This window comes from Sorangium sp. So ce302 (assembly GCF_051530145.1).
Classification (GTDB): domain Bacteria; phylum Myxococcota_A; class Polyangia; order Polyangiales; family Polyangiaceae; genus Sorangium; species Sorangium cellulosum_B.
Genome location: NZ_CP150326.1, coordinates 11,352,805 through 11,374,895, shown reverse-complemented (window position 1 = coordinate 11,374,895; position 22,091 = coordinate 11,352,805). Strand labels below are relative to the sequence as shown.

Sequence of the window (22,091 nt, the reverse complement as noted above, 5' to 3'; positions counted from 1 at the left end):
CGCCGCCGCGCGCCCGTCTTGCGCTACCCTGGGGCACCATCGCGAAGAGGAGAGCTGCCTGATGATGTCGTTCAGCCCGGATCCGCGCGTCGCAGAGCAGCAGATGCACGCCATCATCTACTACCTCACGGGGTTCGGGTACATCGACGGCGAGCTCGATCCGACCGAGAAGTCCTTCATCCGCGGCTACATCCACGACCTCGTCCGGCAGCGCGCGCGCGACGCCCTCGCCGGCGAGGCCCAGGAGAACCAGGACGTCGTCGGCCGGTGGACCAGCCACTTCCACGAGGTCTTCTCCGAGATCGACCACCAGATCCAGAGCCATTTCACCGAGAGCGTCGCCGAGGGAGAGGACCCGAAGGACTTCGTCCTCTCCAAGATCAAGCTCCGCTGCTTCGAGCTCCTCGACGGCTTCGACGACGACAACCGGAAGGCGCTGCTCGCGACCGTCGACGAGCTCATGCTCGCCGACGGCGTCGTCCACCCGAACGAGCAGCGATTCCGCGACGAGCTCTCGTCGCTCCTGTCGGCGTCCCCGATCGAGATCGACGACGTGGACATCGAGACGATCGAGCAGGGCGCCGTGGTGATCGATCCGGCCACGCGCAAGCAGGCGCGCGAGGTCGATCACCCGTTCTTCAAGGCGTTCGAGTGGGACTACGCGAGCGATCCGGCCACGTTCGCGGAGCAGGCCAAGGTCGACATGGACCTGATGCGCAGGTTCGAGGCGAAGCTCGAGGAGCAGCGCGCGCGCGGCGCGGGCCGGCTCGACGGCGCGGCGGATTTCGCGGGCTTCGCCGGGCAGGCGCCCTTCCTCGACGGCCACGTCTACGTCGCCTCGCCCGACCCCGCCGAGGACGTCGAGCTCCTTGTCATCGGCGATCTGCACGGCTGCTACTCGTGCCTCAAGGGGGCGCTGATGCAGGCCGATTTCTTCGCCAAGGTGCAGGCCCACCGCGACGACCCCGCGCACAACCCGCGGATGATGCTGGTGTTCCTGGGCGACTACATCGATCGCGGCAGGTTCAGCTACAACGGCGTCCTGCGCACGGTGATGCAGCTCTTCCTCGCCGCGCCCGACAGCGTCTTCGTGCTGCGCGGCAACCACGAGTACTACGTCGAGCTGAACGGCCGCGTCCTCGCGCCGGTGCGGCCCTCCGAGGCGATGAGCTCGCTCGCGGCCATCGCGCCGAACGAGGTGTTCGCCGCCTACATGCGCCTCTTCGAGGCGCTCCCCAACATGCTGGTCTTCGACAGGATCCTCTTCGTCCACGCGGGGATCCCCCGCGACGAGACCATCGCCGCCCGGTGGACGTCGGTGTCCTCGCTCAACGACCCGGAGATCCGGTTCCAGATGCTCTGGAGCGACCCCAGCGAGGTCGACGCGATCCCCGCGGAGCTCCAGAAGTCCACGGCGCGCTTCCCCTTCGGCAAGCGGCAGTTCAAGAGCTTCATGCAGAAGCTCGGCTGTACCACGCTGATCCGCGGCCACGAGCGCGTCCCGGAGGGCTTCCGCGTCGTGCACGACGACCCCGACGGGGTGCTGCTGACCCTGTTCTCCGCGGGCGGGAAGACCAACGACGACCTGCCGAAGGCCAGCAACTACCGCGAGGTCACGCCGATGGCCCTCACCATCCGGTACAAGGGCGGCGTCAGCCAGCTGACCCCGTTCGTGATCGAGTACGAGCGGTACAACGATCCCAAGTACAACGCGTTCTTCCGCGAGCAGCTGCCGCCGCTCCATCCGTAGGACACGATGGCCTGCCGGCGGGACCTCCTCGCTGCCGCCGCAAGAGACAGGAGGAACCATGAATCGTTCGACTCGCGTCGCGCTCGCGTTGCTCTTCACGGCTGCCTCGCTCGGGAACACCGGCTGTCAGCCGCAGGATCTGCCCATCGGCGGCGATGAGGCCAGCTCCGGCGGCGAGGGATTCGACGCCGCCTCCCTGCTCGTCGCGCACTGGGAGGGATACATCGAGAACTTCGGGTTCCGCTCGGGATCGGACGTGATCCAGATCGACATCGACACCGTGGAGGGCACATCGATCCAGGGGAAGGTGCGCTTCGGCACGGGAGCCTCCCTGCCCCCGGCCGTAGATCCGGATGTGGGCTATCCCGAAACCGTCGGGCCGGAGGTCGGCTACAATATCGGCCTGCCCCACGAAGGGTTCGATTTCACCATGCTCGGTGCGCAGCTCACCGACCGCCGGCTGCGTTTCGCCATCGACCCCCGGGAGCTCTGGAAGGGCTGGTGCGAGCTTCAGGCGTCGTCCCCAGGCTCGGGATCCTACGATTGCGTGAACGGGGGGGCGTGGGAAGAAGGGTCCGAGGGCTGCTTCGCGGACGGGCAGCCCGTCGACTGCGGATACCTCGCGCTGTGTGAAAGCGGCGTTTGCAAATGTCAGGAGTCCTGGTGTGCCATCGAGGGGCCCGACGCGATCTCCTTCGATTTTCTCGTCGACCGGCAGACGGCAGCATGGCGCTCAGGAGCGCTACGTACAACGTCCGGCTGACGCGCGACCCCTGACGGCGAGCAGCTCGGGGACCGGTCCCCTCGACGACGCCGTCATGGTGTGCCGCGCCGCCTGGCACACCGAGGCCCAGCGCCCGCGCGATCCGGGCCGAGATAGGCGGGCGCGTCGACCGGACGCCCAGGGCATGCGCGTTGCAATTCGCCCGGCATGCCTCGGCGCTTATCCCTGGGTCTTGGCTTGCTTACCTCCCTTCTGCTCGCCGCAGGCTGCTCCGGGAAGGTGGACCCCGCGGGCTCGGGCGGCGGGGACCCGGGCGGAGGCGGTTCGTCCGCGGAGACCGGCGGCGGCGGCGGTGGCGGCGGCGGCGGGGAATTGCCCGTCCGGTGCCTGCTGCCGGCGGATCCTGGTCGGTGTGACGCGGCGTTCCCGAAATACTGGTACGACCCGGCCGCCGGCGCGTGCAGGGAGTTCACCTACGGCGGCTGCGAGGGCAACGAGAACCGCTTCGATTCCCTCGGCGCGTGCGAGGAGGCCTGTCGGGGCGAGCTCCCCGACATAGGCGTCTGCAACGCGCCGAGCGAGTGCATCCTGGTGTCGCGGGGCTGCTGCGGCGCCTGTGACACGGCCAATGCCGAGAACTTCCGGGCCATCAACCGCGCCGGGACGAAGCTCAACGAGATCATCCAGGGGTGCGGGGGCGTCGCGTGCGGAGCGTGCCCGGAGGTCACCGAGGCGGAGCGCACGACCCAGTACTTCACCGCCACGTGCGAGGCGGGGCGCTGCGTCGTCCTCGACGTGCGCGAGTCGCCGCTGACAGCGTGCACGGTCGACTCGGACTGCGCCCTGCGCGACGGCCTCGGCTGCTGCGAGGGGTGCGACGGGACAGGCATCGTCGCCCTCAACCAGAGCGCGGAGCTCGATGCCCTGGTCTGTCCCGCCGGCATGGGCGCGTGCCCTCCGTGCGCGCCCGTGTTCCCGGACGGGATGACGGCGGTCTGCTCGTCGGGCAGGTGTCAGCCGCAGATGCCCCCGACGCCTTGAACGCCCAGGAACGACCAGCGCTCCCGGCGTGCGTGGTCAGGCGCTGTCTCGTGAATGGTGGATAAGGCACTTTCCTGGACCCACCTGGGCGCCTTTCGAGGCTCGGCGCGTCAGTGGCGGCGCTGCGCCGATTCCGGTGAACAGCTCTGGCGCATTGGACGGGAAGGACGGCACCGACGGAAACCGACCGCTCCATCGTCGCCTCGCATTGACGCTGAGCGCCTGGCCCCGATAGCCTGATCCATGGAGCGCTCGTAGATTCTTCTTTCTTCGACCTCATTCACGAAGGAGCTGCCCGTGAATCGAAGCACCCCGAGGATGCTGCTCGCGGCCATCGCGCTCTCCAGCGCGGCCGCGTGCTCGGGAACGTCTGGAGACGGCGGATCGGACCCGGGCGACGGCCCCGGCCCTGGCCCCGGCCCAGGTCCCGGCCCCAGCGCGCAGTGCGAGCCCGGCGTCACCGCGCCAGGCCCCACCCCGCGACTGACGCGGCTGACGCACGCGCAGTACGACAACACCATCCGGGACCTCTTCGGCAAGGACATGAAGGCCTCGGCGGCGTTCCTCGCGGACCCGGCGTTCGAGGGGTTCAACAACAACGCCAAGGGGCTCCTCGTCTCCGACCGCCTCGCCCGCGATTACCGCCGCGCCGCGGAGACCATCGCGGCCGACGCCGTCGTCGACCAGGCCGTGCTCGGCAAGATCGTGCCGTGCGCGCCGGAGGGCGACGGCGCGGCCTGCGCCCGGCAGCTCATCCGGGAGCTCGGCAAGCGCGTCTACAGGAGGCCGCTCTCGGCGGAGCAGGAGGAGGCGTACGCCGCCGCCTACGCCCGCGGCGATGGCCTCTTCGACGCGGGCACGCCGTTCGAGCAGGGCGTGCGCCACGTCATCGAGGCGATGCTCCAGTCGCCGCACTTCCTCTACCGCGTCGAGCTCAGCGAGGCGCTCGACGGCGGGGGGATCATCCCGCTCGACGCCTACGAGGTCGCGACGCGGCTCTCGTACCTGCTCTGGAACAGCCTGCCCGACGACGCGCTCCTCGAAGCGGCGGAGGGCGGCGCGCTGGGCACGCCCGAGGGCATCGAGGCCGAGGCGCGGCGCATGCTCGCCGACCCCAGGGCCACGAGCGCCCTGGACGACTTCCACGCCCAGTGGCTCCACATGAGCCGTTACGCGGATCTCTCGAAGGATCCGGCGCTCTACGAGGACTTCGACGCCAGCGTGTCCTCGGCCATGGCGGCCGAGACGAGGCAGTTCATCCGGCACGTCGTCCTCGAGATGGAGGGCGACTTCAGGACGCTGATGACGGCGCCCGTCGGCTTCGTGAACGACAGGCTCGCCCCGATCTACGGCGTGGAGGGGTCGTTCACGAGCGAGCTCGTGGAGACGCCGCTCGACCCGGCGGAGCGGGCAGGGCTCCTCACGCAGGCCGGCTTCCTGAGCTCGCACGCGTTCTTCAACAAGAGCTCGCCGATCCACCGCGGCGTGTTCATCCAGCGCCAGATCCTGTGCACCGACCTCCCGGACCCGCCGGCGGACATCAACACGACGCTGCCGCCCATTCAGGGCGAGATCAGGACGACGCGCGACCAGGTGGAGGCGCACACGTCGCCGGACGCGTGCAACAAGTGCCATGGCGTGATCAACCCGCCGGGCTTCGCGCTGGAGCACTTCGACGCGGTCGGGCGCTACCGCGCCGACGAGGACGGCGAGACCATCGACGCGACAGGCACGATCGCCGTCGGGGACGGTGAGATCAGCTTCGACGGCGCCGTGGATTTCGCGACGCAGCTCGCGGAGAGCCCCGTCGCGCAGCGGTGTTATCTGACGAACTGGTACCGTTACGGCAATGCCCGCCAGCTCTCGCGGGAGGACGCGTGCACGATCGCCGATCTCGACGCGAAGCTCGGCGCGTCCGGGTACAACATCAAGGAGCTGCTGGTCGCGCTCACGCAGACGAAGACGTTCAGGTACCGGGCCGTGGAAGAGGTGGACCAATGAATCGCAGAACGTTCCTGCGGGGCGCGTGCGGGGTGATGCTCGGCCTCCCGCTCCTCGAGTCGCTGCGCCCGCGCGACGCCAAGGCCGACGCGAGCGCGCCGCGCCGGTTCATCGCCTTCTTCATGTGCAATGGCGTGAACATGGCCAAGTTCTTCCCGAGCACGCAGTACGGCGCGCTGACGGCCGCGTCGTTCGGGTCGGATCGCGCGATAGCGCCGCTCGCCGCGTACCGGGACAAGCTCCTGATCCCGCGGGGCATCCACATGGTGCCGCGCGGCTACGGGTTCGACCCGAGCGCGGGCGATGATCACGCGAAGGGGATGGGCTGCAAGCTCACGGCGCAGCCGCTCGTCCAGGGCAGCCAGTACGCGGCGGGGATCTCGCTCGACCAGTTCATCGCGAACAAGATCAACCCGCCGGGCACGCCCGCGCTCACGCTGATGGTCGGGGCGAAGACGCCGAACGTGCGCGGGCACATCTCGTACACCGGAAGCGAGCAGCCCGTCAGCGGCGAGAACAACCCGTGGCTCGCGTACCGGGACCTGGTCGGCGGGACGGACCTCGAAGAGGAGGCGATCGTGCGGCTCACGAAGCGCCGCGAGAGCGTGCTCGACCTGGTCTCGGTCGAGTACGAGGCCCTGCTCAAGAAGAAGCTCAGCAAGGCCGATCGCGACAAGCTCGAGATGCACTTCCAGACGGTGCGCGACCTCGAGGTGGGCATGGGCGGCTCGGGGATCATCCCGCGCGAGCTCTCGCCGGAGCGAGCGGCGGAGATCGAGGGGATCGACCCGGACACGGTGGGGTTCGACGCGGAGTTCAAGAAGGTCGGGCGGATGCAGATGGACATCCTCGCGCTGGCGATCGCGACCGGCGCGACGCGGTCGGCGACGCTGCAATGGGGCTCGGGCGCGGCAGGGCCCATCTTCAAGTGGGATGGGATGGCCCACGAGTACAACCACCACAAGCTCTCGCACGGGAACACGAGGGACGACGACACCGGGAGCGCCGTCGACGGCTACGAGGAGATGCTCTTCAACATCGATCGCTGGTTCATGGGCGAGTATGTCTATCTGCTCGACCGGCTCGCGGGCTACGAGGAGGGCGGTGCGACGGTGCTCGACAACAGCGCCGTCGTGTTCATGAACGAGCTCTCCGACGGCCTGCGCCACGATTTCCGCGATCTGCCGTACATCATCGCGGGGAGCTGCGGCGGCTACTTCAAGACGGGGCAGTACATCAAGGTGACGCGGCAGTCGAGCACGGTGCAGGACAAGGACGCGCCCCACAACAAGCTGCTCACCACGCTCGCGAACGCGGTCGGCTGCACCGAGGAGGGCGGGGGGCCGATCGCGAACTTCGGCTCCTTCGGCCAGCCCGGCGAGCTCGACGAGCTCAAGGCCTGATCCGGCGCGCCGCCGGTACGGCGGCGCTGCCGTGAGCGCCGAACGAGGGAAGAACTCAGGCGCTAGTTTGAAGCGTCGTAGTTGAGGTTCGGGCCGAGCCAGCGCTCGACCTCCCCGACGGTCATGCCCTTGCGCTCGTGGTAGTCGACCACCTGGTCGCGATCGATCTTTCCCAGGCTGAAATACCGGGCCTCCGGGTGCGCGAAGTACAGGCCGCTCACGCTCGAACCGGGCCACATCGCGAACGACTCGGTGATCTGGATGCCGGTGCTCTTCTCGACGTCGAGCAGCCGCCAGAGCGTGCCTTTCTCTGTGTGATCCGGGCACGCGGGGTAGCCCGCCGCGGGCCGGATGCCGCGGTACTTCTCTTCGATGAGCTCGGCCTTGGTCAGGTCCTCCTGCCGGCCATAGCCCCACTCGTCGCGCACCCGCTTGTGCAGGCACTCGGCGAACGCCTCGGCCAGGCGATCGGCGATCGCCTCGGCCATGATGGCGTTGTAGTCGTCGTGGCCCGCCCTGAACCGCTCGCACAGCTCCTTCAGGCCGATCCCGGCGGTCACCGCGAAGCCGGCGATGTGGTCCCGGAGGCCGGTCTCCCTGGGCGCGATGAAATCCACGAGCGACCGGTTCGGCTCGCCGCTCTCCTTCGCCGTCTGCTGGCGCAGGAAGTGAAACCGCTCGAGCACCTTCGTGCGCGTCCCGTCCGTGTACACCTCCACGTCGTCGCCCACGGCGTTCGCGGCGAAGAAGCCATACACGCCGCGCGCCGTCAGCAGCTTCTTCTCGATGATCGTGTCGAGCAGCGCGTTCGCCTCGGAGAAGAGCTGGCGCGCTTGCTCGCCGTACTTCTCGTGCTCCAGGATCCGCGGATAGACGCCCTTCAGCTCCCACGTGTGGAAGAACGGCGTCCAGTCGATGTACTCGCGCAAGGTGGCGAGCGGGAAGTCCTCGAGCACGCGCGCGCCCGTGAACTCCGGCACCGGCAGATCCTCGGCGCGCCATTCGATCCGCGTCCGGTTCGCGCGCGCGGCCTCGAGGGAGACGAGCTTGTGCTTCGGCGTCGCGTGGAGCCGCCGGAGCTTCTCGTACTCGGCGCGGTGCTGGGCGACGAACGCCGCCTTGCCCTCCTCGCTCAGGAGGCTCGTCGTGACGGGCACGGCGCGGCTCGCGTCGACCACATGCACGACCGGCTCGCTGTAATGCGGGGCCACCTTCACGGCCGTGTGCGCCTTGCTGGTCGTCGCCCCGCCGATCAGGAGCGGCAGCTTGAAGTTCTGCCGCTCCATCTCGCGGGCGACGTGGATCATCTCGTCGAGCGACGGCGTGATCAGCCCGCTCAGGCCGATCAGATCCGCCTTCTCCTGCCTGGCGCGCTCGAGGATCTTCTCGCACGGGACCATGACGCCCATGTCGATCACCTCGTAATTGTTGCAGGCGAGCACGACGCCCACGATGTTCTTGCCGATGTCGTGGACATCGCCCTTCACCGTGGCAAGGACGATCTTCCCCTGCGTCTTCACCTCCTGTCCAGCGGCGGCCATCGCTGCCTTCTCCTCCTCCATGAACGGCGTGAGGTACGCGACGGCCTTCTTCATCACGCGCGCTGATTTCACCACCTGCGGCAGGAACATCTTGCCGGCGCCGAAGAGATCTCCGACGACGCTCATTCCATCCATCAGCGGGCCCTCGATCACGGAGAGCGGGCGGCCGAGCTTGGCGCGCGCGTCCTCGGTGTCGATATCGATGTACGTGTCGATGCCCTTGACCAGCGCGTGCGACAGCCGCTCCTCGACGGTGCCTTTGCGCCACTCCTCTTCTTTCTTCTCGGTCGCGGCGGCGCCGGCGCTCCTGGCCTTCAGCGCTTCGCCGAAGTCGACGAGCCGCTCCGTGGCGTCCGGACGCCGGTTGAGCAGGACGTCCTCGACGAGCTCGCGGAGCTCGGGCTCGATCTCCTCGTACACCTCGAGCATGCCCGCGTTGACGATGCCCATGTCCATGCCGGCCCGGATGGCATGGTAGAGGAACGCCGAGTGCATGGCCTCGCGCACCCGGTTGTTGCCGCGGAAGCTGAAGGAGATGTTCGACACGCCGCCGCTGACCTTGGCGTGCGGCAAGTTCGCCTTGATCCAGCGGGTGGCCTCGATGAAGTCGACGGCGTAATTGTTGTGCTCCTCCATGCCGGTGGCGACCGTGAGGATGTTCGGATCGAAGATGATGTCCTCGGGAGGAAACCCCACCTCGTCGACGAGGATGCCGTACGCGCGCTTGCAGATCCGGATCTTGTCCTCGTAGGTGGCGGCCTGCCCTTGCTCGTCGAAGGCCATGACCACGACGGCGGCGCCGTACTTGAGGACGGTCTTCGCGCTCTCGCGGAACTTCGCCTCGCCCTCCTTGAGCGAGATGGAGTTCACGATGCCCTTGCCCTGCATGCACCTGAGGCCCGCCTCGATGACCTCCCATTTCGACGAGTCCACCATGAACGGGACCTTCGCCACCTCGGGCTCGCTGGCCAGGAGCAGCAGGAAGCGCGTCATCGCGGAGACGCCGTCGATCATGCCCTCGTCCATGCAGATATCGATGACGTTGGCGCCGTTCTCGACCTGCTGGCGCGCGACGCTCACCGCTTCCTCGAACTTCCCTTCCTTGATGAGCTTCGCGAACTTCGGCGATCCGGCGACGTTGGTGCGCTCGCCCAGGATCATGTAGACGCCGGGCTGCTGCGTGAACGGCTGCGAGCCGGACAGGCGCAGGGGGATCGGCGCGCCGGACGAGGCCTCGCCGCCGGGCGGGGCCTCCGCGGGGGGCCTCGGGTCGAGGGCGCGCGGGGGCTTGCCGGCGAGCGCCTTGGCGATGGCCGCGATGTGCTCGGGCGTGTTGCCGCAGCAGCCGCCGGCGATGTTGAGGAGGCCTGCGTCCGCGAAGCCGCCGATGTGGCGCGCCATGTCCGGCGGCTCCAGATCGAAGCCCGTGGGGGAGAGCGGGTTGGGCAGGCCGGCGTTCGGGTAGCAGGAGATCGCGGCGCTGGACTTCTCCGAGAGGTCGGACAGGAACGGATACATCAGGTCCGGGCCGAGCGAGCAGTTCAGCCCGATGGCGAGCGGGTTCACGTGCTTCACCGCGTTCCAGAACGCCTCGACCGTCTGCGCGGAGATCATCGTCTCTCCTCCGCGCCCGACCGCCGCCGAGATCATCACCGGCAGGGTCTTGCCGTCCTTGTCGAACACCTCTCGAATGGCGACGAGCGCGGCCTTCGCGTTGAGCGAGTCGAAGATGGTCTCGACCAGCAGCACGTCGGAGCCGCCGGCGATCAAGGCGCGGATCTGGTGGACGTACGCCTGTTTCACCTGATCGAACGTCACGACGCGGAAGCCGGGGTCGTCGGCGTCCGGGGAGTTGGACAGGGAGACGGTGAGCGGGCCGATGGCGCCCGCGACGAACCGCTGCCGCCCGTCGGCGTTCGCCACGCGATCGGCCCATTCGCGGCACTGCCGCGCGGACTGCTCGTTGATCTCCCAGGCGAGGTCGTTGAGGAACGGGTCGTCGATGATCCCTTGATAGAAGGCTGGATCCTTCCGCCCGCCGTGCTCCCGCGGGTCGTCCACGAAGAACTCGCTCTGGGTGATGCTGGTCGCGCCGAAGGTGTTCGTCTCGATGATGTCGGCGCCGGCCTCGAGGAACCGCCGGTGGATATCGCAGATCATCTCCGGCTGCGTGAGCGAGAACAGATCGCCGTTGTTCAGCAGGTCTTTCTTCGAATCCGCGAATCGCTCGCCCCGGATGTCCGCTTCCTTCATCCCGTAGGTGCGGATGGTCGTCCCCATCGCCCCGTCGATGATGACGATGCGGCTCTGGAGGAGCTTCTGGAGTGGATGAAGGGGAGGCGTGGTGTTGTTGGACGGCATGATCAGCCTCGCTTGGCGCTCTTGGAGGGACCGGGGGTCGGCTTGTCGGCGATGGCGAGCACGACCTGGAAATGGGGTTTCTTTGTCTCGCGGCAGGCGACTTCGGACGCGGCGACATCGAGCTTCACGCGGGTGAGCATGGCGCGGATGTCGGAGGGCGAGAAGCCGGGGTGGCGCTCGCCGTAGGGCACGGTGATCTCGCGCTGCTGGTGCGCGTCGAGCGACAGGATGACCACCCGACCGCCAGGGCGGAGCACGCGGGCGCACTCTTCCAGCGCCCGCGGCGGGTCCTCGGCGTAGGTCAGCGTGTGAAACACGAGGACCGAGTCGAAGGAGGCGTCTCCGAACGGCAGCGCCTGGACATCGGCGACCTGGACGCGGACGTGGGGCTGGGTCGAGAACCGCTCTCTCGCGGCCTCGATCATCCGGCTGCTCGAGTCGATGCAGGTGAGCGAGCGGCAGTAAGGCGCGAGCGCGCTGGCCGCCGCGCCGTCGCCCGATCCGACGTCGAGGACGTCGCCGAGGCGGAGCAAGGCGGCGATGCCGACCGCGAGCGACTGCCATGTGCGGCCCGGGGAGTAGTGCCTCTCCATCTCGCCGGCGAAGGACTCGGGGAGGCCGCCGCGCCGCTCGGCGTCGAGCTCCAGGAGGCGCCGCTGGTCGCCTTCCAGGGTCGGGTCGGGCGATTTCGTGGCCTCATCGAGGAGGGCCTTCGCGGTCCCGGGCAGGGTATCGACCGCGAGCGCATAGAACGACTGCGGCCCCTGGCGCCGATCCCGCACGAACCCCGCCTCGCGGAGCCGCCCGAGGTGCGTCGAGACGCGCGACTGCGCGATGCCCGTCACGCGAACCAGATCCGTCACCCGCAGCTCGCGCTCGCGGAGGAGCACGCAGAGCCGTATCCGGCTCTCGTCCCCGAGGAGGTTCAGCGTCTCGATGTATTCGGAAAGACTCATGTATTCATGTATCTCGATGCGCGAATGTCATAGAGCCCCCGGCTGCCGGAGTCAAGCGCGGCGGTGCCGGAGGAGCGCCGAGCGCTGCGCGCCACGCTCGTGCCTGTGTTCGCATGGCATGTCCCCTGCAGTCGGGCTTCGCCCTGAAAGGAGCGTTGCCCTGTCATGACGAAGCGACCTTCTCGGCGGACCTTCCTCCACGCCGCGGGCGCCAGCCTCGCGCTCGGCGCGTGTGCGGGGAGCGCGCAGCTGCGGCAAAACGCTACATCCCCGGGCGCGGGCGCTCCGGAGCCTCCCGAGGGGCCTTCCTCCGGGGCGCCAGAGGAAGAGGACGTCGCGCTGCCGGCGGGCGGCGTGATGCCGACGAGGACTCTCGGGCGGACCGGCGTGAAGGTCAGCCTCCTCGGCCTCGGCGGCTTCCACATGGCGGTCCCCAGCGACGAGCAGGAGAGCATCCGGCTCGTTCGCTTCGCGATCGATCACGGGGTCACCTTCCTCGACAACTGCTGGGACTACCACGACGGCAAGAGCGAGGAGCGCATGGGCAAGGCGCTCCAGGACGGATACCGCAGCAAGGTCTTCCTGATGACCAAGCTCGACGGCCGCACCCGGGCGACCGCCGAGGCGCAGCTCGAGCAGTCGCTCCGGCGGCTGCGCACCGACGTCATCGATCTCGTGCAGATGCACGAGATCATCCGGATGAGCGATCCCGAGCAGATCTACGGGCCCGGCGGCGCGATGGAGGCGCTCGTGGCCGCGAAGAAGGCCGGCAAGATCCGGTTCATCGGCTTCACGGGGCACAAGGACCCGGACATCCACCTCGCCATGCTGAAGATGGCCGAGCGGCAGGGCGTCCCGCTCGACACCGTGCAGATGCCTCTCAACGTCCTGGATCCCCATTACCGGAGCTTCGAGAAGGCGGTGCTCCCGGTGCTGACGCAGCAGGGCATCGGGGTGCTGGGGATGAAGCCGTTCGCCGGCGGGGAGATCGCGAAGGCGGGCGTGGTCTCGCCGATAACCTGCCTGCACTATCCCATGAGCTTGCCGACGTCGGTGGTCATCACCGGCTGCGACAGCCTGGGTGTCCTCAAGCAGGCGCTCAAGGCGGCTTACACGTTCCAGCCGCTCGGCAGCGAGCGCGTCTCGGCGATCCTCGCGCGCACCGCCGAGCTCGGGGCCAGAGGGGAACACGAGCATTTCAAGACCACGGAGCGCTTCGACGGCACGACGAAGAACCCCCACTGGCTGACGACCGCCAACCTCTGAGCGGGAGCCCTGCGGGGGCTCCCAACACAAGGGGGGCAAGCCTCGCAACGGGCGTCGCCGCGCAGGCGCCCTGCTCCTCCGCCGGCGCCCCGCGCGCGCCAGCCGCCGCACGTGCCCGAGCGTGTGGATTTTCTAGCCCCACAAGAGAGAGCGCCGCCGACGGCATCGATCGATTGTTGAACTAACGTCGCTTTCCCAGGAGAGTGAATGAATCAGGGTTGCATGTCCGACATGGCCGGCCGCCTCGCCGCCCAGGCGCGGGCCGATGTCCGATATGCCGGGGCGCCTCGCCGCCCAGGCGCGGGCCCATGTCCGATATGCCGGGGTGCCTGGTCGAGCACGCGCCGGCCATGTCGTCCGGGCATTAGCACTGCTGCGGGAAGTCGGAGGGGGAAGCGAACGGCCATGACGCCAAGGGCGCCAAGAAACCAGGGAACTGGAGTTTCGAGGGGCTGGAAGCGCCGCCCCCAACCATCGCCGGACGTGTCGAGCCCGGGGTAACTCGCTCGTCGTGCAGCCCGGAGCGCACCGGTTCGGAGGACCCGGCGCGCTCCCCGCGGGGCTTCAGTGGTGGAGGAGCCACCGGGCGAGCGGCGCCCGGACCTGGTCGACGGCGTCCGCGGCGTAGAGCGGGTCGCCGTGCCCGAAGTCCTCGTCCTCGCGCGCGGGCGTGAGGCGCCTGACGACATGAGCGGTGACGTTCGTGGAGGCGATGAGCGTGGTGGTGTAAAGGCCGTGATCGCCGAAGCCGCCGGCGGCGCCGAGGCAGAAGAGCGGCTCCTGGATGTCCTCCAGGTGATCGGCCAGCGGGAGGGGGGCGTCGCCGCACCGCCGCGGTCTGGGCGGACACGCCCGCCAGGGCGGGTGATGTCGACACGGTGGGCGCCTCTCGGCGGGTGCGGCCAAACCGCGGGTCCGCGGCCGGCCGCGCGCCAGTTGCTCCGGCTCACCCTGGTGCCATTCGAGCGTGAGGACCCGCCGGCGGTGCACGATGTCCAGTGGTGTGCCATGTCAATGAATCACGAACCTGTTCGACGACTTGCCCAGGATGGTGGATGGCATGTTCTGCCCACTGCGATGTGAGATGAGATGCCCCTTGCCTTCCGGAACCCATTTGCTTTCACTCTCCGCCCGAGTCGGTCCCGCTCCGCCGCGCGGCGATTCGATCCTGGCCAAGTCGTCGATTAGGATTGTGATTTCAATGAGCAGATCGGGAGAGGCAGGCGATCATGGACGTCTATGAGGCAGTCAGGAGCCGACGGGCGGTGCGCGGATTCACCGACCAGCCCGTCTCGAGGGAGGTGCTGGAGCGCGTGTTATCCGCAGCGGCTTGGTCGCCATCCGGATCGAACCTCCAGCCATGGAACACCTACGTGGTGACCGGCGCGCCGCTGGCTGAGCTCAAGAGGCTCGCCGTGGCGCGCGTCGCTGCGGGCGACCCCTGGGACGAGCGGGAGTACGAAATGTACCCGCCGGGACTGAAGTCCCCGTACAGAGAGCGCCGATCCGCCTTCGGCAGGGAGCGCTACGCCTCGCTCGGCATTGCTCGCGAGGACTGGGAGGCGCGGCAGAGGGCCGCGATCGCCAACTGGGACTGTTTCGGCGCGCCCGCCGCCCTGTTCTGCTACATCGACCGTGACGTGGGCCCGGCCCAATGGGCCGACACCGGGATGTATCTGCAGACCGTCATGCTGCTGCTGCGCGCCGAAGCGCTGCACAGTTGCCCGCAGATGGCGTGGTCGCAGGTTCGCAAGACCGTCGCGCAGGTCCTGTCACCCCCGGACGGGCTCATCCTCTTCTGCGGCATGTCGATCGGCTACGAGGACCCCACGGTCGGTTACACCCGTACGGGCCGGGCGCCGCTCGACGAGACGGTCAAGTTCATCGACGGTTCTAGTTCGCGCTCTTCAGAGGAGACGGGATACTAGAAGCCGAAGGTCGGATCCTTCTCGGAAGCGCCCTTGCTGGAGGGCGCCCCCTGAGAGGGCCGCCTGGCCGGGGGAGGCGCCTGCGGGCGCGCAGGCCTTGGCGTGGCCTTTGCGGCGCCAGGTGGGGGGGCGGCCGATGGGGGGGGCGCCGAGGCGGAGGCCGCGCTGGTCGGGGCCGACGATGCCGGCGTGGCGGGGACGGCGCTCGCGCCCGGGGGAGGCAGGGCAGGCACCTCCTCCACCCGTGTCGGCGGTGCAGCGGACGCCGGAGCGTCCGGCGGAGACGTCGACCCGGGGGCAGCGGTGACCTCGGGAGCAGGCGAGCGAAGCAGGACGACGGCGGCGATCCCCAGGCCGACCACGAGCACGCTGGCAGCCACGGCGAGCACCGCCCGCGACGGGGCGCGACGATCCACGGGCGGGGGCAGCGCGCCTCCAACGGCCTCCAGCGTGCCGCTGGCGGTCAGCGTGCCGCCCGCGGCCAGCGTGTCGCCCGGGCCCACCACGCCACCCGGGACCCGCGTGCGGTCCTCGACGACCGTCCCGCCCGCCGCCAGCGTGCCGCCGGCGGTCACCGCGTCGTCCAGGGCCACTGTGCCACCCCCGACGCCCGGCGCGACGCCGTGAGCGTGCGCGACGCCGTGAGCCGGCGGGATGCCGAGAGCCTGCGCGATGCCGTGAGCCGGCGCGACGCCATGAGCCTGCGCGACGCCATGCGCCGGCGCGACGCCGGGAGCCAGCGCCTCGGTCGAGTCCAGCGAGTCGCGCGAGTCCGGCACCGCCGTGCGCTGCACCGCCGCGGCGAACGCGCGGGCGAGCTCGCTCGCGCTCTGGAACCGCTCCGCGGGCTCGCGCTTGAGCGCGCGCTCCAGGAAACGATCCAGCTCGGGCCACAGCGCAGGCGCGAGCTGCGAGGCGACCGGAATGTCGCCCGTGCAGATCTCCACGAGCACGTCGCCGAGCTCTTCGCCGGGGAAGGGCAGCTGGCCCGTGAGGCACTGGAAGATGATCACGCCGAGCGACCAGAGATCGCTGCGGAAGTCGATCGTCTTGCTCCGGCGCACCTGCTCGGGGCTCATGTAGTGCGGCGAGCCGATGAGCGTGCCGGTCTTCGTCGCGTCGGCGGCCAGCCCGGTGCCGATCGCCTTGGCGACCCCGAAGTCGAGGATCTTGACGATCTCCTCGCCCTGCCGCGCGAGGAAGATGTTCGCCGGCTTGAGGTCGCGATGGATGAGCCCCACCTCGTGCGCGCGGCGGAGCGCCTTGGAAACCTGGCTCACGATGCCGAGCAGCTCCTCCGGCTCGAGGCGCCCGTGGCGCGCGAGGTACGCCGCGAGGTCCTCTCCCTCGAGCAGCTCCATCGCGAGGTAGGGCGTGTCGCCCTCGAGGCCGTAGTCGTAGACGTGGACCACGTGGGGGGTCCGGAGCTGGGCCGAGGCCTTCGCCTCCCGCTCGAACCGCGCGCGCGCGACGGGGGAGTCGGCGTGCTGCGGCATCATGAACTTGAGCGCGACCTCGACGTCCAGCTGGAGGTGCCGGGCCACCCAGAGAAAGCCCATGGCGCCGCCCGCCAGCGGCCGCTCCAGGCGATACTTCCCACCGACGACGCTCCCCGCCTCAAGCGACAGCATGCGATCGAGCCTTCCGCGTCCCAGCGTCGTTCCGTTCGGGCCTCCGCGGTCTAGCAGAGGCCGGGCCCCATGTCGTGCTCCTTACAGCGGCCGGCATCTCGCCCCATCATGCCACGGGCGCGGCGACGCGACGAAGGCCGAGCGCGAGCGGGCTGCTGTCGCATCTTCTCCTCCCCCGCATCGGCAGGCTTTTCGCCCGACCCCATGGGCGCTCCGCGACCTCGAGGCGAGGGGTCGATGTCGCTGAAGAGGGAGGAGCTGCTCTCGCCCAGGTGACCCAGGCTTCGCTCCGTGCATGCAATGATGGTGAAATTTTCCGACTATTCAGGCGTTCGGCACCCGCCGATCGCCGACGCCGATGCAGTCCAGAGATAAGGGCGAGCTGCCGCGCTCGTCCGTGACACGGGCCAGCGCGCTGCGTGCGCAGGAGCTCGATCCCCAGCGTTGAGGCCCACGCCTTCGGCCGCCGCGTCCTTCGCGCTCTCCCCCGGTACGCGCACGCGCACCCCGAACCTCCGCCCGACGAACTACCACTCTCCTAACCATCGATTCGCGCCCCCCAGCGCCGTGGCGGTACAGCGCTGAAGACGCGATTTCTGAATGACATTGACGCGGCGCATGTAACAGCCCGATTCTCCTCCTCCCCATACGCGATGACGCTCTCCCTCGCTTCGCAAAAATAGCATGCCCTGCGCGAAAATTGGCTTGCTGGCACGTTCGGTAAATCCCATTCTCGTCACCGCACCGATGCGCATCAGATACGACGCGTTCGGCAAGAACGTCTTACGCGAGACCCTCGCTCTCACCGGCGGCGCCGACACTCAGGTCGAGGTCATCTCAACTTCCCAGACCATGGACATCTGGTACGTGCCCGATCCCGCCCGCGCCGCGTTGCGCGCAGAGCTCGGCCTGCTCGGCGAGCTCGCGGCGGAGCCCTGCCAGTTCGAGCTCTTCCACGACACCCCCGGTCCGGCCGAGCTGCGCGGCTGCGTCCGCAAGCAGCTCCACTGGCACCACGAGCTCGAGCGCCGCGCTGGCGGCGCCGTGCCCTTCCCGCGGCTGTGCGTCCTCAGCAGCGGCCGGCCCGCCACCGTGCTCGACGCGTTCGGCTTCGACCCGGTGCCCGGGCGCCCCGGCCTCTACCGGGCCGCGCCGGGATGGCAGATCGACCTCGTTGCCATCGCCGAGCTGCCGCGCGTCCGAGACACCCTGCTCCTGCGCCTGCTCGGCGCACGCGCCGTGCTCCGCGATGCCATCCGTGAGCTCATCGCCCTGCCCGACGACGCCTGGGAGAGGAGCATTGCCCTGCCTTGGCTGGTACGATTGCGCTTCGAGGTCCCGGCCGAGCCCTCGGCGCGCACGACGGAAGACGCGGAAGAGGAGGAGATCGTGACAGAAGTTCAGCAGTGGTTCGAGCAGCTCAAGCAGTCGCTCCGCGACGAGGCGCGGAAGGAGGCCCTCCAAGAGGGGCGCAAGGAGGGCATCAAGGAGGGCATCAAGGAGGGCATCAAGGAGGGACAGCTCCGGGTGCTGGCGATGCAGTTCGAGAAGAAGCTGGGCCGACCGCTGACCGGGGTGGAGCACTCCGTATTGGCTGAGCGGTTCGAGCGCCTCGGTGCCGATCGCCTCGACGATGCCAAGCTGGCACTCCCGCCCGAGGCGCTCGCCGCCTGGCTCGCGGACCCGACGGCGCGCTGACACGATAGCCGGCGCCATCAGGCTCGGCGAGCCCGAGGACGAGCCCGCCCGGCCGCAAGGACCCGAGGCGCACGCCCTCGGCGCGTCGCGCGGGGGCGTAGCTGCGGCGTCCGGTACTAAGCTGCGTGCGCCATGGTCGACGCTTCCCCCATCACCGCCGTCCTGGGCCCGACCAACACCGGCAAGACCCACCGCGCCATCGAGCGCATGCTCTCGCACGACTCGGGCATGATCGGCCTGCCGCTGCGCCTGCTCGCGCGCGAGGTCTACGACCGGGTGAGCACCCGGGTCGGCGAGGCCCGCGTCGCGCTCGTGACCGGCGAGGAGAAGCGCGTCCCCAGGCGGCCGGACTACTGGGTGTGCACCGTCGAGGCGATGCCCGTCGATCTGGAGGTCGACTTCCTGGCCATCGACGAGATCCAGCTCGCCGCGCACGACCAGCGCGGCCACGTGTTCACCGAGCGCCTGCTCCTCTCGCGCGGCCGGCGCGAGACCTGGTTCCTCGGCGCCGACACGATGCGGCCGCTCGTGGCCGAGCTCGTGCCCACCGCCAGCATCGTCCAGCACCCGCGCCTCTCGCGGCTCGCGAGCGCCGGGGCCGGCAAGCTCTCGCGCCTGCCGCCGCGCAGCGCCGTCGTCGCGTTCTCGACCCCGCAGGTCTACGAGATCGCCGAGCGGCTGCGCGCGCAGCGGGGCGGCGCGGCCGTGGTGCTCGGCGCGCTCTCGCCGCGCACCCGCAACGCGCAGGTCGCCCTCTTCCAGTCGGGCGAGGTCGACTACCTCGTCGCCACCGACGCGATCGGCATGGGGCTCAACCTCGACGTGCGCCACGTCGCGTTCGCGGCGCTCCGCAAGTTCGACGGGCGCGCCGTGCGCGACCTCGACCCCGCCGAGCTCGCGCAGATCGCCGGTCGCGCGGGCAGGCACCTCGCGGACGGGACCTTCGGCACCGTCGCGCCGCTCTCGCTCCCCGACGGCGTGGCCGCCGCGATCGAGGCGCACCGGTTCCCCCCGGTGCGGCGGCTGCTCTGGCGGAGCAGCGAGCTCGACATGAGCTCGATCGACGCGCTCCTCGCGTCGCTCCGGGCGCGGCCGCGCGCCCGCTCGCTGAGGCTCGTCGACGACGCGGAGGACACGGCCGCGCTGGCGAGGCTCGCCGGGGACCCGGAGGTGCGAGCGCGCGCGCGGGGTGAAGAGGCGGTGGGGCTCCTCTGGGAGGTCTGCCGCATCCCCGACTTCCGCAAGCTCCTGTTCGAGTCGCACGTCGCGCTCCTCGCCGAGATCTACGGGCAGCTCTCGGGCCCGAGCGCGGCGCTCGACGCCGGCTGGATGGCCGCCCGGGTGGCCGAGATCGACGAGGTGGCCGGCGACATCGACACGCTGATCACGCGGATCGCGTCGATCAGGACGTGGACGTACATCTCGAACCACCCGCGCTGGGTCCGCGACGCGGCGGCGTGGCAGGAGCGCACGCGGGCGATCGAGGATCGCCTGAGCGACGCGCTCCACGAGCGGCTTGTGCAGCGCTTCGTCGAGCGGGGCGGCGGCGCGGCGCGCCGCTCGCGGTCGTCGTCGGGCGCGCGGTCGTCGCCGGGCGCGCCCTCGACGCAGCGGCGCGCGGAGGCCGAGCCGCCGGCGGTGCCGGCGGGGCACCCGTTCGCGCCGATCGCGGCGCTCCGGGCCCGGCTCGCGCCGGGGCCCGCGGCGCCCGCGCCCGAGGACGACTGGGCGCGCTGGGTCGAGGCGCTCGTCGGGGCGCCGCACGAGCGGTTCTCGGTCGACGTGGGCGGGCGGATCTTCGACGGCGAGCGGCTGCTCGGGCAGCTCGCGCGCGGCCCGACGCTGCTCCTGCCCGACGTGCGGCTCGCCGCGCTCGAGGACCTCGGCGCGGGGGCGCGGTCGCGCGTGCTCCGGCGGCTCGTGGCGTTCGCGCGCGATCTCGTCGAGGCGCTGCTCGCGCCGCTGCGCTCGCCCGAGGTGCGCGCGCTCCCGGGCGCAGCGCGGGGGATCGTCTACCAGCTGGAGCAGGGGCTCGGGACGGCGGCGGCGCGCGACGCGGAGGAGCAGGTCGCGGAGCTCGCGCCGGAGGGCCGGGCGCTGCTCGCGGCGCGCGGCATCGAGGTCGGCGAGCGCGTGCTCTACGTGCAGCCGCTGCTCCGGCGCGGCGCGCTCGAGCGCCGCCTCGCGCTGTGCGCCGCCTGGTTCGACCGCGGCCGGGTGCCCGCGTGCCCGGCGCCCGGCGCGGTGTCGATGGCGGTCGCGCGGGGCGTGGATCCCAAGGCCTACGCGGCGATCGGCTACCCGGTGTTCGGGACGCGGGCGCTCCGCGCGGACGTGGCGGAGCGGGTGCTCCGGGCGCTCGCGAGCGGCGAGCCGGCGGAGCGGCTCTCGGGCTGGATGGGGTGCTCCGCGCGGGAGGCGCCGAGGGTGGCGGCGTCGCTGCTGGGGTAGGGGAGAGGAGAGGGGGCCGGCAACAGCCTCGCGAAACGACGCGCGCGTTGCGACAAGCATTCATCCTTGAGTCCCTCATCCCCTCACAAGCTGATTTCACAGGTAAGCTCGGGGGTATCTCTCGACTCGCCGTGCGTAATAGCCCAGTTGACGTCGCTCGACATAGCGCGTCGCACGATCTCCTCCATGACCCCTACAATCCACAAACGAAGCAGCACCGAAGGGGGCCCGAGATCTCCGATGGTCAGCACCACCTTCCAGGCAAATCCGGTGTCAACACGCCAAGATCCGGACGTGAAGAGGCACGACAAGATGCTGGTCGTATGGTGCAGGACGGGCACGACGCTCACCGTCGGCACCGCGTAAACTGGGCGCACGAACTGGTGCAGGTCGCCGCTGACCGCCAGTCGACCGAAGTCACGCCAGCGCTTGGGATCCCGCAGGACCAGCGACGTGGCGAGATCCATGTAGGTCGTGAGCGTCTCGAGATCGTATCTCGCGAGCAAATCGAGCGACTCATGGCGGAGGTCGTCGCGGCAGTGTTCGGGCATCTGCGCCACGACCAGGTCGCGTGCGCTCCTGCCGCACTCGTCGATGAGCGTCCGATCCATGCTCCGCAGGACAACACCGCTTACCCGAACTTGTCCTGCGGCGCTCGCGCGGCGCGGCTGTTCCGGGGTGACGCTCGGCCGCGTGAGGCGCGCCGCGACGACGGCTTGCTCGATGCGCGCTGCAACGTCGGCCCAGGCGATCTCGGGGTCAGGAGACCTTGCCAGCGGCTCGCCGCCCGCGGGGAGGGGCGTCAGGAACGCGAACGCCGCAGCGCTCCAGTCGCACGGGCGCAAGATGATCGGAATCACCCGCGCGCCGTCGCTGGTCAGCAGCCGCCGACGCGCCTGCTCGACGTCGGCGCCGCACTCGTCGTCGGCCAGGAAATCGGCGCTTACCAGCAGCAAGATGATACGGGCCTGCGCGAGCCGGGTGACGGCCGCAGCGCTCCGTTCCCCGTCGGCCCCAGTCAGTCCTCTGTGCCAGGGACGGATGAGCCCCTGTCGGACGAGCGGGCCTAGATGGCTATCGAGGCGACACCTCAGCGCCTCGTCCGCGTGCGCATAGGAGATGAAGATATCGATCGCCGGATCGGCCACGCTCGCGAGCATACCAGGATCGGCGACGAACGCGCAGGAATTCGTCGCGTCCGCAAGGTCGATCCTGCTGGCCCCCCGCCTGCCGACCGTGGCCGCGAGAGCACGGAAACGGGTGCGCCACGCAGCGAGCCTCGCCGGGGTCGTCGTTGATTCTTTGTCCTCGCCGCCGGCGGCCATCTAGGCTCGCGGAGC

The 22,091-nt window shown here is 69.8% G+C and carries 14 protein-coding genes; 9 read left to right on the top strand and 5 right to left on the bottom strand.

Annotated features, from left to right (window positions below; all coding sequences use genetic code 11):
* The first annotated feature begins 61 nt into the window (after positions 1-61).
* From WME73_RS43055 to WME73_RS43035, 5 genes are all read left to right on the top strand, one after another.
* Positions 62-1,750, top strand: a complete 1,689-nt coding sequence (locus WME73_RS43055) for a metallophosphoesterase family protein (RefSeq protein WP_437742078.1) — start codon at positions 62-64, stop codon at positions 1,748-1,750.
* 58 nt (positions 1,751-1,808) lie between these two features.
* Positions 1,809-2,513: a hypothetical protein gene (locus WME73_RS43050; RefSeq protein ID WP_437913372.1), complete on the top strand. Its 705-nt coding sequence runs from the start codon at positions 1,809-1,811 to the stop codon at positions 2,511-2,513.
* A gap of 198 nt (positions 2,514-2,711) precedes the next feature.
* Positions 2,712-3,515, top strand: a complete 804-nt coding sequence (locus tag WME73_RS43045; RefSeq protein ID WP_437913371.1) for a BPTI/Kunitz domain-containing protein — start codon at positions 2,712-2,714, stop codon at positions 3,513-3,515.
* A 297-nt stretch (positions 3,516-3,812) separates the two neighbouring features.
* On the top strand, positions 3,813-5,516 hold the full coding sequence (locus tag WME73_RS43040; RefSeq protein WP_437913370.1) for a DUF1592 domain-containing protein: 1,704 nt from the start codon (positions 3,813-3,815) through the stop codon (positions 5,514-5,516).
* Positions 5,513-6,919 (top strand): DUF1552 domain-containing protein, encoded by a 1,407-nt coding sequence (locus WME73_RS43035; protein ID WP_437742074.1) that lies wholly within the window; start codon positions 5,513-5,515, stop codon positions 6,917-6,919. The genes WME73_RS43040 and WME73_RS43035 overlap by 4 nt, the downstream gene beginning before the upstream one ends.
* Before the next feature lie 62 nt (positions 6,920-6,981).
* On the opposite strand, the gene metH is transcribed toward WME73_RS43035, so the two are convergent.
* Together metH and WME73_RS43025 are read right to left on the bottom strand one after the other, a co-directional pair.
* A complete protein-coding gene (gene metH / locus WME73_RS43030; protein WP_437913369.1) occupies positions 6,982-10,821 on the bottom strand; it encodes a methionine synthase in 3,840 nt (1,279 codons plus the stop codon).
* A 2-nt stretch (positions 10,822-10,823) separates the two neighbouring features.
* A complete protein-coding gene (locus tag WME73_RS43025; protein ID WP_437742072.1) occupies positions 10,824-11,777 on the bottom strand; it encodes an ArsR/SmtB family transcription factor in 954 nt (317 codons plus the stop codon).
* Positions 11,778-11,942: 165 nt separating this feature from the next.
* Between WME73_RS43025 and WME73_RS43020 the strand changes: the two genes are divergently transcribed.
* On the top strand, positions 11,943-13,043 hold the full coding sequence (locus WME73_RS43020; RefSeq protein WP_437913368.1) for an aldo/keto reductase: 1,101 nt from the start codon (positions 11,943-11,945) through the stop codon (positions 13,041-13,043).
* A gap of 564 nt (positions 13,044-13,607) precedes the next feature.
* On the opposite strand, the gene WME73_RS43015 is transcribed toward WME73_RS43020, so the two are convergent.
* The gene (locus WME73_RS43015; protein ID WP_437913367.1) at positions 13,608-13,949 is read right to left on the bottom strand and encodes a hypothetical protein; all 342 of its coding nucleotides are present in this window, start codon (positions 13,947-13,949) and stop codon (positions 13,608-13,610) included.
* 323 nt (positions 13,950-14,272) lie between these two features.
* Between WME73_RS43015 and WME73_RS43010 the strand changes: the two genes are divergently transcribed.
* Positions 14,273-14,971, top strand: coding sequence for a nitroreductase family protein (locus WME73_RS43010; RefSeq protein ID WP_437913366.1), 699 nt, complete (start codon positions 14,273-14,275; stop codon positions 14,969-14,971).
* On the opposite strand, the gene WME73_RS43005 is transcribed toward WME73_RS43010, so the two are convergent.
* Complete coding sequence (locus WME73_RS43005) at positions 14,968-16,602, bottom strand: serine/threonine-protein kinase (RefSeq protein WP_437913365.1); 1,635 nt, start codon at positions 16,600-16,602, stop codon at positions 14,968-14,970. The genes WME73_RS43010 and WME73_RS43005 overlap by 4 nt on opposite strands.
* A 747-nt stretch (positions 16,603-17,349) precedes the next feature.
* Between WME73_RS43005 and WME73_RS43000 the strand changes: the two genes are divergently transcribed.
* Together WME73_RS43000 and WME73_RS42995 are read left to right on the top strand one after the other, a co-directional pair.
* The gene (locus WME73_RS43000) at positions 17,350-18,300 is read left to right on the top strand and encodes a hypothetical protein (protein WP_437913364.1); all 951 of its coding nucleotides are present in this window, start codon (positions 17,350-17,352) and stop codon (positions 18,298-18,300) included.
* Between the two features lie 132 nt (positions 18,301-18,432).
* Positions 18,433-20,751: a helicase-related protein gene (locus tag WME73_RS42995; protein ID WP_437913363.1), complete on the top strand. Its 2,319-nt coding sequence runs from the start codon at positions 18,433-18,435 to the stop codon at positions 20,749-20,751.
* 83 nt (positions 20,752-20,834) lie between these two features.
* On the opposite strand, the gene WME73_RS42990 is transcribed toward WME73_RS42995, so the two are convergent.
* Complete coding sequence (locus tag WME73_RS42990) at positions 20,835-22,076, bottom strand: TIR domain-containing protein (RefSeq protein ID WP_437913362.1); 1,242 nt, start codon at positions 22,074-22,076, stop codon at positions 20,835-20,837.
* Positions 22,077-22,091 lie beyond the last annotated feature (15 nt).

Excerpts from the sequence above, each read along its gene's own strand:
- WME73_RS43020 (WP_437913368.1), top strand. The coding sequence starts at position 11,943 with ATGACGAAGCGACCTTCTCGGCGGACCTTCCTCCACGCCGCGGGCGCC.
- metH (WP_437913369.1), bottom strand. The coding sequence starts at position 10,821 with ATGCCGTCCAACAACACCACGCCTCCCCTTCATCCACTCCAGAAGCTC.
- WME73_RS43000 (WP_437913364.1), top strand. The coding sequence starts at position 17,350 with ATGCGCATCAGATACGACGCGTTCGGCAAGAACGTCTTACGCGAGACC.
- WME73_RS43035 (WP_437742074.1), top strand. The coding sequence starts at position 5,513 with ATGAATCGCAGAACGTTCCTGCGGGGCGCGTGCGGGGTGATGCTCGGC.
- WME73_RS43010 (WP_437913366.1), top strand. The coding sequence starts at position 14,273 with ATGGACGTCTATGAGGCAGTCAGGAGCCGACGGGCGGTGCGCGGATTC.
- WME73_RS42990 (WP_437913362.1), bottom strand. The coding sequence starts at position 22,076 with ATGGCCGCCGGCGGCGAGGACAAAGAATCAACGACGACCCCGGCGAGG.
- WME73_RS43055 (WP_437742078.1), top strand. The coding sequence starts at position 62 with ATGATGTCGTTCAGCCCGGATCCGCGCGTCGCAGAGCAGCAGATGCAC.
- WME73_RS43025 (WP_437742072.1), bottom strand. The coding sequence starts at position 11,777 with ATGAGTCTTTCCGAATACATCGAGACGCTGAACCTCCTCGGGGACGAG.
- WME73_RS43005 (WP_437913365.1), bottom strand. The coding sequence starts at position 16,602 with ATGCTGTCGCTTGAGGCGGGGAGCGTCGTCGGTGGGAAGTATCGCCTG.
- WME73_RS42995 (WP_437913363.1), top strand. The coding sequence starts at position 18,433 with ATGGTCGACGCTTCCCCCATCACCGCCGTCCTGGGCCCGACCAACACC.
- WME73_RS43050 (WP_437913372.1), top strand. The coding sequence starts at position 1,809 with ATGAATCGTTCGACTCGCGTCGCGCTCGCGTTGCTCTTCACGGCTGCC.